The organism is Comamonas endophytica (genome assembly GCF_023634805.2).
Classification (GTDB): Bacteria; Pseudomonadota; Gammaproteobacteria; order Burkholderiales; family Burkholderiaceae_C; genus Comamonas; species Comamonas endophytica.
The window spans coordinates 557,056-569,468 of record NZ_CP106882.1 but is presented as its reverse complement, the minus strand read 5'-3'; the positions used below and the strand labels follow the sequence as shown (position 1 = coordinate 569,468).

Below are 12,413 nucleotides of genomic sequence, written 5' to 3'. Positions count from 1 at the left end.
GGGTTTCCTGGAGGTGGATTGGTTCAATCGGGCTGCCACCGCGAGGCCTGAAGCATTGCGAGCGCGGGACGCGGCGCCTTTGCACCCTACCTGCGCATCCCGTTGCTTGCCGTGCCATGGCACCATACACCCTAAAGCAGCTATCACAGCAAAGCGACCCGGTCGCCGCAAGGGAGCGCCCGCCGCCGCTTTTCCCCGCCTGCCGCGCTGCCGAAGAGGCCAAGAGGGATGGCGCCGGTGTAGGAAAGTCTCCGTCCAGGAACGCGCCCTGCGCCGACGAACCTGCCGAGGTCGAGCTTCCAGAATGAAGCCCTTTGGGAGCCCGCCATGCAAAGCAATCGCCCTCTTGCCGTAGTGACCGGTGCATCGTCCGGAATCGGTTACCACCTCGCGCGCTGCTGTGCGGAAAACGGCTTCGACCTGGTGGTCGCGGCAGACCGTCCCCTGGAGGACGCGGCCCGCGACCTCGAGGCCCTGGGCGCCAGCGTGACCTGTGTCCAGGCCGATCTGGCGAAGCGCGAAGGGGTTGACCAGCTGTACGCCACCATCGGCGGGCGCAAGGTGGATGCCTTGCTGGCCAACGCCGGGCATGGCTTGGGCAAGGGCTTCCTGGAGCAGGACTTCGCGGATGTGCAGCATGTCATCGACACGAACATCACCGGCACGCTTTACCTGCTGCACAAGGTGGCGGCCGACATGCGCGCCAGCGGCCAGGGCCGGATCCTGATCACCGGCTCCATTGCCGGCTTCATGCCCGGTTCGTTCCAGGCCGTCTACAACGGCAGCAAGGCCTTCATCGATTCGTTTGCCGCGGCCTTGCGCAATGAGCTCAAGGATACCGGGGTGACCGTGAGCTGCCTGATGCCCGGCCCGACCGACACGGATTTCTTTGCCCGCGCCGACATGCTCGACACCCAGGTCGGTGCGGACGACAGCAAGGCCAAGCCGGCCGATGTCGCCAAGGTGGGGTTCGAGGCCATGATGGATGGCGAGGCGGACGTGGTGGCGGGGTTCAAGAACAAGCTCCAGGCCATCATGGCCAAGGTCACGCCTTCGCAGGCGCTGGCGGCGCAGCACCGGAAGATGGCGGAACCGGGCTCCGCGCAAGACAGCTGATTGGAACCGGCGCCGAGGGTGGGCGGCATGGCCGCCTGGTCCAGGCGCAGGATTGGCAAGGCTGCGGAATTCCACCGCAGCCTTGCTTCGTATCGGCCGGCAGCCAAGCCGCGATGAAATCCGCCCTGTGGGAAGGCGGCCTTGGCCATCCGGAAGGGGGCCTTCCATACCCCCGCGTGCGGACCGGCAGTCCCGCACCGCATCGCCTGCCATCAGGGCGCGGTGCCGCCGGGCAGCAGCCATCGGCAAGAATGCCGGGAGCATGGTCATCCGCTGCGATGCCCCGGCCTCGCAGCGCCTTCACCCCCAGCTTGTGCAGGCCCCGCAATGGGGTAATCCCGCAGTGGCGCTCCCTCCTGCAAATCTTCACAAGATGGGGGTGCATTGCCTGCGGAACACTGCGGAGCCAGCTGGCCGGGCGTGCCGCGTTCCCGCTGCGGCAGGATGTTTGCACAAGATGGGGGTGACCCTTCCCGCAGGCACCGGCAGGATGCATGGCTTGCGCGCTCCAGAATGCGGCAGATTGCACAAGACAGGGGTGACCCCGCGGGGTCGGACCTGTCCGCCAGGCGGGGCGATGCCGCCTCGCCGGGTTGCAGCCCTGCGCCGCGGACCCGCCCCGGCCGCAGCCAGCCGTGTTTTGGATTGCAGCGGTGGCCCGCTCCCCCCTATCTTGTGAATGCACGGGTGCGGGCGGCCGGCACAAACCAAGGGGCAGCCGATCACAATCGAAGGGGCAGGTCTGCACAAATCCAGGGAGATTGCTTCACAATATACGGGTGAACGCTTCACAAGGCAGGGGCGGCGACCAGTTCGCGGGCCTTGCCAGCCTTGGCTTTGCGCTGCTTAAAGTAGGAAACTACTTAAAGTAGTATTGAAAATAAAGAAACGCAGCAGCGTTGTGGGTCCACCAAAGTGACAAAACCAACCCGGCGCAAAGCCAGCCAAAGCGCCATCGACGTCGACGCGAAGGAACTCGTGCAAGGCGACGGGGCGGGCACGCAGATCATCCCCCTGGCGCTGCTGCCGCCCGATCCTGCCGACGGCGCCGACAAGCCCTTCGCCACCTTCTTCATCCAGCGCAAGAACCAGGGCTCCAACTTCAAGAAGCCCAATCCCCTGGTCCACAACAAGCCGCATGCCGTCATGACGGTCATGCAGCAAAAGCTCACCAACATCATGCTGCGGCACGCGCAGCAGAACCAGCCCGTGGAGCCGGCCACCTGGAAGATCTCGGTGGAAGAGATGCTGCGCCTGCTGAACGTCAGGACGCGCAACTACGAGCACATCGAGAAAACCATCGATGAACTCATGTCGATCAAGCTGCGGCTCGATGTGTTCGAGGAAAAGGGGCTGGCCAAGCACTTCGCCGTGGTGTTCCCCTACGCCAAGCTCTATGCCGGCGAGATCACCTTCAAGATCGAGTCCAAGGCCTTGCTGCTGCTGGGCGACAGCCCCTCGTACACCAGCCTCGACCTGCTCGAGCTCAGCGCGCTGTCGAAGGTCTGCTCGGTGCCGCTGTTCGAGTTCTGCTCGCGCTACCTGGGCATTGGCTCGACCCGCCGCGTGCCTTGGCAGGACCTGCGCGACATGCTGGTCGCCTCCAAGAGCATTCCCAACAAGGCCCAGCAATGGAGCACCTTCAAGGAGCGCTACCTGGATCCTGCGATCAAGGACATCAACGCCTCGACCAAGCTGTACATCGAGGTCGAGACCGAGCGCTACAAGACCAAGGTGACGAACCTGCGCTTCCACGTCAGCCGGCAGAAGCTGGCCCTGGAGATGTCGGCGGCCAACAGCAACTCCGAGACCAAGAAGCACCTGGTGGATGCCATGCAGGCGCTGGGTCTGGTCGACAAGGCCATCTACAAGCTGCTGAGCACCTACAGCGAGGAGCAGATCGAGGGAGCGCTCAAGCACACGAAGTGGCGCGTCACCGAGTCCAAGCTGCGCAAGCTGACGTACCCCAGCCGGTACTTCCTCTCCTCGCTGAAATCGGGCCACTACCAGGACTTCCTGGACGGCAGGGCCACGCCAGCGACCGCAGAGCTGTTTCCCGTGGCGGACGGCCTGCACCGCATGCCCCCCGCGAGCGTGCAGGAAGCCGAAGCTGCGCCACCCGCCGCCAGGAAACCCAGGGCCGCGACCACGAAATCCGAGGCCAGGAACGGCCTCAACAAGGGCCGTGCCAAGCTCATCGCCGCCGTGGAGAAGCAGCGCATCCTGGATCTGAAGGTGATTCTCGGGGAGCTGGAAAAGCCGGCGCTGCAGGCGATCTACGACGAATACAACGCCACCCTCGGCGTCGAGGCCAACAGGATCAAGATCGGGCGCAACCGCGCCGGCGTCCTGCCCTCGTTCCACGCCTGGTACGCCAGGAAGCTCTGGGGCGAAGAGGTCACCGACGCCGAGATCGTCGCCATGATGGAGCGCATGCTCAGCGCTTGACCCGATCCTGCACAAACCAGGGGGTGGCAGTCCGGCCGCAGGGAGGATCAGCGCCTGTGCCTGTTCACCCCTGTCTTGTGCATCCATACGCTGGAAGCGGCACCGCGACGCAGCGATGTTCGAACGCCGGGGCACCAGCCTGCATGCTTGCCGACCCACCCCTGGCTTGTGCAGCGCACGGTTCGAGACGGGCGCGGCGGGGACCTTCAGGGAGCGGGGCCATGGATTGACGGGTTCTTCCAGCGGGCTGCCGCACAAAAGGCAGGAACTTGCACAAGAAAGGGGTGGGCTCTGGAAACCCGCCCGCACGCTGGCTGCGGCTGCATCCAAGGCACGCGGTGCAGGCTTGCAGGATATGGGCGTGGCGTCGAGAGATGCACTGGCGCCTTCACCCCCATCTTGTGAAGCTATGGACGCACAAGTGCCCCGCCTGCCGCATCGGCGCACGCGTGGGCTCCGGGCGGGGCGTTGCGGATGAATGGCTTGTGTCTGACCACCGCGGGCTCATGCAGCGACGAAAATGCAACGCATGCAAATGACATCCTCCCTCCCAGCATCGGCGCAACGCTGGATCGCGCCCAGCCTGCTGGCGCTCGTCGCCATGGCGGGTTGCGCTTCCGCACCGCCCGTTGAAAACCAGGCTGCGGCGCCATCGACGGCAAGCCCCGCGCCAGCGCCAACCCCCGCTCCGTCCACATCTTCCCCGATGGGCGAGGCCGAGCACGAACAGAAATTCGCCCGCTGGGTCGCGGACTTCCGCGCCAGCGCCCGCGCGGCCGGCATCGACGAGGCCACGCTGCACCAGGCCTTCGACGGCGTGCGCTTCGTACCGCGCGTCGTCACGTCCGACCGCGCGCAGCCCGAATTCACGCGCACCGTCTGGGACTACCTCGACGGCGCGGTGTCGGCGCAACGCGTCGCCCGCGGCCAGGAGAAATTGCAGCAGCTGCGCGCCACGATCGACAGCGCGTCCGCGCGCTACGGCGTGCCCGCCGAAATCCTGGTCGCGATCTGGGGCATGGAGAGCAATTACGGCAGCAACGTCGGCAGCATTCCCACCATCGACGCCCTGGCGACGCTGGGCTTCGAGGGCCGGCGCGAGGAATGGGCGCGCGGCCAGCTGCTGGCGGCCTTGAAGATCCTGCAGAACCGCGACATCGAGCGTGCGCAGATGATCGGCTCGTGGGCCGGAGCAATGGGCCAGACGCAGTTCCTGCCCTCGAACTTCCTGGCCTACGCGGTCGACGCCGACGGCGACGGCCGCCGCGACATCTGGGGCAGCGTGCCCGATGTGATGGCCTCGACCGCGAACTTCCTGGCACGCTCGGGATGGCAACCCGGCCAGCCTTCGGCCATCGAGGTCCGCCTGCCGGCGGGATTCGACTACGCGCGCGCCGATGCCGATATACGCCAGCCTGCTGCGCAATGGGCCGGCGAGGGCGTGCAGACCATGAACGGCACGCCGTTGCCGGCGCTGGACGGCACCTCGATCCTGCTGCCGGCCGGCGCGCGCGGGCCGGCCTTCCTGGTCGGGACCAACTTCCGCACCATCCTGCGCTACAACAATTCGACCAGCTATGCGCTGGCCGTCGGCCTGCTGGCGCAAAAGCTCGCGGGCAGCGCCGGGGTCCAGGCAGCCTGGCCGCGCGAGCTGCAGTCGCTGAGCAGCAGCCAGGTGCGGGCGCTGCAGACGGGGCTGAACGCCCGCGGCTTCAACACCGGGACACCCGACGGCACCATGGGACCGGCCACGCGGCGCGGCGTCCGGCAATACCAGCGCAGCCTGGGACTGCCGGCGGATGGGTATCCGACACTGGAGTTGCTGCAGCGGCTGCAGTGACGCGAGTGGCACTGCGCGTGGAGGCCGGCATGCAGCCCTGGACGCCGATGGCGGGGCGACGGCGGATGGGGCGGCCAATGCGCTTCATCCGCCCCGCCGCGCCGCCTGGGCTAGGATAGCCGGGCTCCGCGGGTGTGACGGGGCGCGGAACAGGACAGCCAATGGAATTGCGGCAGCTGCGCTACTTCGTGCGCATCGTGGAAATGGGCTCGATGAGCCGGGCGGCACGCGAACTCGACGTGGTGCAGTCGGCTTTGAGCCAGCAGATCACGCGGCTGGAGAGCGAGCTGGCCGTGCGCCTGCTGCAGCGCACGCCGCGCGGCGTGGTGCCGACCGAGGCCGGCGTGGCCTTCTTTCGCGAAGCCCAGCTGGCGCTGCGCCATGCCGACCAGGCAGTGCGCAGTGCCCGGCGGTCGCGCCTGTCGGGCTCGGTCAGCCTGGGCCTGGCGCCCACCACGGCCACCATCCTGGCGCTGCCGCTGATGCGGGCCATGCGCGCGCGCTATCCCGACGTGCGGCTGCACCTGGTGGAAAGCATGTCGGGCCATCTCGCGGAGATGCTCAATGCGCGCGCGCTCGACATGGCCGTGCTGTTCGACTCCCGTCTGCATGGCAGCGAGGGCGGCCAGCCACGCCCCGGCGGCCGGCGCTGGCAGGTGCACCCGCTGATCGAGGAGCAGTTGTACCTGATCCGTTCGCTGCGCCATCCGCAAGGCGGTGCGCTGCCTGCAGCCATGGCGCTGGGCGACCTCGCACGCGAGCCGCTGATCCTGCCCACGGGCCAGCACGGCCTGCGCAGCACGCTGGACACGGCCTTTGCGCAGGCGCGCTTCACGCCGCATGTGGTGCTTGAAGTCGACTCGCTTTCCATGGTCATGGCGGCCGTCGATGCGGGCCTGGGGTCGACGCTGCAGCCCTGGGCGGCAATGAGCCGTTTCGAGGACGCGGCGCAGCGCTTCGATTCGGCATTGATCACCGACCGCGATGCACGGCGCACCAATTTGCTGTGCACCCTCTCCGAGGACGAGCTGTCGCCGGCCGCGCTGGCCGCGCGCGTGGTGCTGGTCGACTGCGTGCGCGAACTGGTGTCCTCGGGCGCGTGGAGCGGCACCACGCCTATCCATCACGAACGCTGATACCCCCATGCGCCGGGTCCCCTGCACCCGGGCCGCATCGATTCCTACAGTAGAGCTCCCCCCGAGAGAGAGACTGCAAGGAGAATTTCCATGGACACCGATGTTCTGGTCATCGGTGGTGGCAACGCTGCCCTCTGCGCCGCCCTGATGGCGCGCGAGGCGGGCATGCGCGTGCTGCTGCTGGAGTCTGCCCCGCGCGCCTGGCGCGGCGGCAACTCCGCCCACACCCGCAACCTGCGCTGCATGCACGACGCGCCGCAGGACGTACTGGTCGAAGCCTACCCCGAGGAGGAATACTGGCAGGATCTGCTCAAGGTCACGGGCGGGCTCACCGACGAGCATCTGGCGCGCCTGGTGATCCGCGCGTCCTCGACCTGCCGCGACTGGATGCGCCGCCATGGCGTGCATTTCCAGCCGCCGCTGTCGGGCGCGCTGCATGTCGCGCGCACCAATGCCTTCTTCATGGGTGGCGGCAAGGCCCTGGTCAATGCCTATTTCCGCAGCGCCGAGGCGCTGGGCGTCGAGATCCGCTACGAAGCGCCCGTCGAGCGGCTCGAGATCGAGGATGGCCGCTTCGTTGCCGCCTGGTGCGACGGCCAGCGCATCACCGCCAAAAGCTGCGTGCTCGCGGCCGGCGGGTTCGAATCCAACCGCGAATGGCTGCGCGAGGCCTGGGGCCAGAACGCGCGCGGCGAATGGCCTTCGGACAACTTCCTGATCCGCGGCACGGCCTACAACCAGGGCGTGCTGCTGCGCCACATGCTCGAGGAGCACCAGGCCGACCGCATCGGCGACCCGACGCAGGCGCACATGGTGGCCATCGACGCGCGCGCGCCGCTCTACGACGGCGGCATCTGCACGCGCATCGACTGCGTCTCGCTGGGCGTGGTGGTCAACCGCGAGGCCGAGCGCTTCTACGACGAAGGCGAGGACTTCTGGCCCAAGCGCTATGCGATCTGGGGCCGGCTCGTGGCGCAGCAGCCGGGCCAGGTCGCCTATTCGATCATCGACGCCAAGGCCATCGGACGCTTCATGCCGCCGGTATTCCCGGGCATCGTCGCCGACAGCCTGCCGGAGCTGGGGCAAAAGCTCGGCCTCGATGCCGGCACCTTCATGCAGACCATGGAGCGCTACAACGCGGCCTGCCGCGTCGGCAAATTCGACCACACGGCGCTGGACGACTGCCACACCGAGGGTGTGGCGCCCGCCAAGACCCACTGGGCCCGGCCGATCGACACCGCGCCGTACTACGGCTATGCGCTGCGCCCGGGCGTGACCTTCACCTACCTGGGCCTCAAGGTCGACGACACCGCCGCCGTGCGCTTTGCCGGCCAGGCAAGCCGCAACCTGTTCGTGGCCGGCGAGATGATGGCCGGCAACGTGCTGGGCAAGGGCTACACGGCGGGCGTGGGCATGTCGATAGGCACAGCCTTCGGCCGCATCGCCGGACGCAACGCGGCCCTGGCCGCACAGGGCCGGCCCGCCGTGGCCGGCGCCGTCCAAGACTAGGAACCGATTCATGCAAACCCTGTACTCCCTGACCGAAGACGCCAAGGCGCTCGCCTCGGGCCAGCCCGTCGCCGCCAGCAAGCCCGTCCACAAGGTCATTCCCATCCAGACCCTCACCCCGGAAGCCGAGGTGGCGCGCGCGCTGCAGATCTGCAATGCCTGCCGCTATTGCGAGGGCTTCTGCGCGGTGTTCCCGGCGATGACCCGCCGGCTGGAGTTCGCCGCGGCCGACGTGCATTACCTCGCCAACCTGTGCCACAACTGCGGCGCCTGCCTGCATGCCTGCCAGTACGCGCCCCCGCATGAATTCGCCGTCAACATCCCCAAGGCCATGGCCGAGGTGCGCGGCAAGACCTATGCCGACTATGCCTGGCCGCCGGCGCTGGGCAGCCTCTACCGGCGCAACGGCCTGACGCTGTCGCTGGCGCTGGTTGCCGCGCTGACGCTGTTCCTGGTGCTGGCGGTGGTGCTGCAGGGCAACGGCCTGGGCGCGCTCTGGGGCGCCGAGCTGGGCGGCGATTTCTACCGCCTGTTCCCGCACAACCTGCTGGTGGGCATGTTCGCGCCGGTGTTCCTGTTCGTGGTGTTCGCGCTGTTCATGGGCGTGCGCCGCTTCTGGAGGGAGGTCAAGCCAGCGACCAGCGGGGCCGATGTGAACCGGCCCGCCGCGGCCGAAGCCGCATCGGACGTGCTGCGCCTCAAATACCTCGACGGCGGCCATGGCAGCGGCTGCAGTAACGATGACGACGCCTACACCCTGCAGCGCCGCCGCTGCCACCACCTGACGTTCTACGGCTTCATGCTGTGCTTTGCCGCGACCTCGCTGGCCACGGTCTACCACTACGTGTTCGGCTGGGCCGCGCCCTATGACCTGCCCAGCCTGCCCAAGGTGCTCGGCGCGATCGGCGGCGTGAGCCTGATGCTGGGCACGGCGGGCCTGTGGCGCCTGAACCGCCGGCGCCATCCGGAGCATGGCGATCTGCAGCAAAAACCCATGGACCTGGGCTTCATCGCGCTGCTGTTCCTGGTCAGCGCCAGCGGCCTGGCCCTGTGGCTGGGGCGCGGCACGCCGGCGCTGGCGCTGCTGCTGTGCCTGCACCTGGGCGCGGTTATGGCGCTGTTCGCCACGCTGCCCTACGGCAAGTTCGCGCATGGCGTGTTCCGCACCGCCGCGCTGCTGCGCCACAACACCGAGAAACGCCAGCCCAACCCCATCGGGCTGGGTGCGGACTGAAGCGCAGTCCCTGCCATTTCCAAAAACCATACGAAAACCATAGGAGACTCCCATGCAACGTCGCACCCTTTTGCATACCGCACTGCTGGCTTCCTCGGCGCTTTCGCTGGCCACGCTGGCCCAGTCGCAGGACTTCCCGCCCAGGAAACCCGTGACCATGGTCGTGGGCTTCGCCGCCGGCGGCGCCGCCGATGCGTCCGCGCGGCTGATCGCCAAGAAGCTGGGCGAGAACATCGGCCAGAGCGTGGTGGTGGAGAACAAGGGTGGCGCGGGCGGCAACATCGCCCACGGCCAGGTGGCCAGCGCCGCGGCCGACGGCTCGGTCATCCTGTTCGGCTCGGTCGGTCCGCTGACCATCGCGCCGCACCTGATGAAGCTCAACTACGACCCGTTCAAGGATCTCGCGCCGATCTCCGGCGGCGTGAACTTCCCCAATGTGCTGGTCGTGCACCGTGGCGCGGGCGTGAAGACGCTCAAGGACTTCGTTGCGCTGGCCAAGAAGAAGCCTGGCAGCGTGGACTACGCCTCGACCGGCGCGGGCTCGGCCTCGCACCTGGCGGGCGAGCTGTTCAACCAGCGCGCGGGCGTGGAAATGGTGCATGTGCCCTACAAGGGCGGGGCGCCGGCGCTGCAGGACCTGCTGGGCGAGCGCGTGACCAGCTACTTCGCCGCACCGCCCACGGCCATGCCGCATGTCGAGACCGGCAAGCTGATTCCCCTGGCCACGACCGGCCTGGCGCGCCCGGCCTACCTGCCCGACATCCCCACCGTGGCCGAGGCCGGATACCCTGGCTTCGAAGCCCTCAACTGGTATGCCTTCGTCGGACCCGCGAAGACGCCCGCAGCCATGCTCGATCGCTGGAACCGCGAGATCGTCAAGGTGCTGAACGACGAGGAGGTCAAGAAGGCCCTGCTGCAGCATGGCCTCACGCCGCAGCCGACCACGCGCGCGGAACTGGCGGCGTTCATGCAAAAGGAATACGAGCAGTGGGGCAAGGTGGTGCGCGAGCGCAAGCTCAGCGCCAACTGACCCATTGAAGCCAGCCGCGCATGGCCGGGAGCAGTCCAGTCCGGGTCCTATGCGCGCCCCTTCGATTCCAGCAGCATGTCGAACAGCAGCTGCGCCGCGGCGGGAAGCGCCTTGCCGCGCCGGGATATCAGCCCCAGCGTGCGCGAGACCCGGGGTTCGGTGAGCGCAATCGCCGCCAGCCCCGCCTGCCCGTCCGGCGGCAGCGCCATCCGGGGCACCACGCCGATGCCCAGCCCGGCCAGCACCAGGCTGACCAGCGCCGGCACATGGTTGACCTCGCAGAACCAGCGCGGGCGTTGCTCCACATGGGCCAGCGCCTGGTCGATGAGAAAGCGGTTGCCGCTGCCCTGCGCCAGGGCAATGTATTTCTCCGCGCCCAGTTCGCTCCAGCGTACCGCCTTGCGCTTTGCCAGGGGATGGCGCTTGGGGCAGGCCAGCACAAAAGGTTCCTCGATCAACGGCTGGAACTCGATATCCGCTTCCTGCGTGCCGATGTAGGTGACGCCGAAGTCGGCTTCGCCGCGCGTCACCGCCAGCAGCACGTCGCTGGAGGCTTCATCCAGCACGCGGATGCGGATGCGCGGATAGCGCCGGTGGTACTCGGCAAAGACGCTGGGCAGGAAATAGCCCACGGCGGAGGGCACGCAGGCCAGCGTCACCTCGCCCGAAAGCCGCTCCGCCACATCCTGTATTCCCAGCAGCGCGCTGGCCAGTTCGTTGAGCACATTGCGCGCCTTGGGTACGAAGGCGCGGCCCACGGTGGTCAGCTCGACCTTGCGCGTGGTCCTGGTGAAGAGCGCGACGCCCAGTGCATCTTCGAGCTTGTCGATGCGCCGGGAGAGGGCCGACTGCGACAGGTGCAGCGCCTGCGAGGCGGCGCGCAGGCTGCCCAGATCGGCCACGGCCAGGAAGGCGCGCAGGTCGCCAAGATCGAAGTTCATGCAGTCACTTTCTTGCGTACAACGCAAAAATTCCTCGGATATTTGCACTTTACAGTGAATCAGGTGGATCGCAAGATGGGCACCAGAGGCAGGCACACAGCCGCCCATATCCAGGAGCAGGAGACAAATGAACGCCCATCACCATCCGCAGGCCCGCCGCCGCACCCTTGCCAAGGCTGTCCTTCTGTCGGCCATCGCCATTGCCACGCTGTCGGGTCCGGTCACGGCCGCCGCGCAGGAGTGGCAGCCCACGCGCCCCATCCGCCTGCTCGTGCCCTACGGGCCCGGCGGCAGCTCCGACGTCATCGCGCGCGCCATGGCGCTGGAGATGGGCCACGCCCTCGGCCAGTCGGTGGTGGTCGAGAACAAGCCCGGCGGGCAGGGCTCGATCGCCATGATCGAAGGCGCCCGGGCCGCGCCCGATGGCTACACCCTGGTGCTCGGGCATGTGGGCACGATGGCGGTGAATCCGGCCATGATGCCGAAGCTGCAATACGACGTGGACAAGGACTTCGCGCCAGTCACGCTGCTGACCCGGGTGCCGATGCTGTTTGCCGTCGGCCCGTCGGTCAATGCCAAGTCGCTGGACGAGTTCATCTCCCTGTCCAAGGCCCGGCCGGGCAAGCTGAACTACGGCTCGGCCGGCAACGGCAGCGCCGGGCACCTGGCGTTCGAGATGCTCAAGGACACGGCCCAGGTGAACCTGACCCATGTGCCCTACAAGGGCACGGGTGCGCAGATGACCGACCTGCTGGCGGGAACCATCGACGCGGCCTCCGCCGGCCTGCCGGGCTTCCTGCCGCACGTCAAAGCCGGCAAGCTGAGGATTCTTGCGGTGGGCGCCGCCGAGCGGCTGCCGGCGCTCCCGGACGTGCCTACGGTGGGCGAACTGGGATACCCGGGCTTCGAAAGCTCGCAGTGGTTCGGCCTGATCGCCCCGGCCAAGACACCGCCCCAGGTCATCGAACGCATCAACAAGGAAGCGCAGAAGGCGCTGAGGGCGGCCTCCGTCAAGCGCCGCCTCGAGGAGGACTCCAGCACCGCCGTGGGCTGGGGCCCCAGGGAATTCACCACCTTCATCACCTCCGAGAAGAAACGCTGGGGCGATGTCGTGCGCAGCGCGAAGCTCCAGGCCGACTGACACCATTCATTTTGTCCC

The 12,413-nt window shown here is 67.7% G+C and carries 9 protein-coding genes; 8 read left to right on the top strand and 1 reads right to left on the bottom strand.

Translation table 11 applies throughout. The features are described 5' to 3' along the window. Positions 1 to 327 precede the first annotated feature (327 nt). The 7 genes from M9799_RS19475 (at position 328) to M9799_RS19445 (ending at position 10,313) form a co-directional block, all read left to right on the top strand. Positions 328 to 1,116 carry an SDR family NAD(P)-dependent oxidoreductase gene (locus tag M9799_RS19475; protein ID WP_231044773.1) on the top strand — a complete coding sequence of 263 codons (789 nt, stop codon included), beginning with the start codon at positions 328 to 330 and terminating at the stop codon, positions 1,114 to 1,116. Positions 1,117 to 2,031: 915 nt separating this feature from the next. Further along, entirely contained in the window at positions 2,032 to 3,564 is a 1,533-nt protein-coding gene (locus M9799_RS19470; protein WP_231044772.1) for a replication initiation protein, read from the top strand. Positions 3,565 to 4,093: 529 nt separating this feature from the next. Further along, positions 4,094 to 5,404 carry a lytic murein transglycosylase gene (locus tag M9799_RS19465; protein ID WP_231044771.1) on the top strand — a complete coding sequence of 437 codons (1,311 nt, stop codon included), beginning with the start codon at positions 4,094 to 4,096 and terminating at the stop codon, positions 5,402 to 5,404. A 161-nt stretch (positions 5,405 to 5,565) separates the two neighbouring features. Continuing rightward, positions 5,566 to 6,540 carry a LysR family transcriptional regulator gene (locus M9799_RS19460; RefSeq protein WP_231044770.1) on the top strand — a complete coding sequence of 325 codons (975 nt, stop codon included), beginning with the start codon at positions 5,566 to 5,568 and terminating at the stop codon, positions 6,538 to 6,540. A gap of 90 nt (positions 6,541 to 6,630) precedes the next feature. Next, positions 6,631 to 8,049, top strand: a complete 1,419-nt coding sequence (gene tcuA, locus M9799_RS19455) for an FAD-dependent tricarballylate dehydrogenase TcuA (RefSeq protein WP_231044769.1) — start codon at positions 6,631 to 6,633, stop codon at positions 8,047 to 8,049. Between the two features lie 10 nt (positions 8,050 to 8,059). Beyond that, a complete protein-coding gene (gene tcuB, locus M9799_RS19450) occupies positions 8,060 to 9,283 on the top strand; it encodes a tricarballylate utilization 4Fe-4S protein TcuB (protein WP_231044768.1) in 1,224 nt (407 codons plus the stop codon). A 52-nt stretch (positions 9,284 to 9,335) separates the two neighbouring features. Then, complete coding sequence (locus tag M9799_RS19445) at positions 9,336 to 10,313, top strand: Bug family tripartite tricarboxylate transporter substrate binding protein (protein ID WP_231044767.1); 978 nt, start codon at positions 9,336 to 9,338, stop codon at positions 10,311 to 10,313. 47 nt (positions 10,314 to 10,360) lie between these two features. On the opposite strand, the gene M9799_RS19440 is transcribed toward M9799_RS19445, so the two are convergent. Beyond that, positions 10,361 to 11,254, bottom strand: coding sequence for a LysR family transcriptional regulator (locus M9799_RS19440; RefSeq protein ID WP_231044766.1), 894 nt, complete (start codon positions 11,252 to 11,254; stop codon positions 10,361 to 10,363). Between the two features lie 127 nt (positions 11,255 to 11,381). Here M9799_RS19440 and M9799_RS19435 point away from each other — a divergent pair, with 127 nt between their 5' ends. Further along, on the top strand, positions 11,382 to 12,395 hold the full coding sequence (locus M9799_RS19435; protein WP_231044765.1) for a Bug family tripartite tricarboxylate transporter substrate binding protein: 1,014 nt from the start codon (positions 11,382 to 11,384) through the stop codon (positions 12,393 to 12,395). Positions 12,396 to 12,413 lie beyond the last annotated feature (18 nt).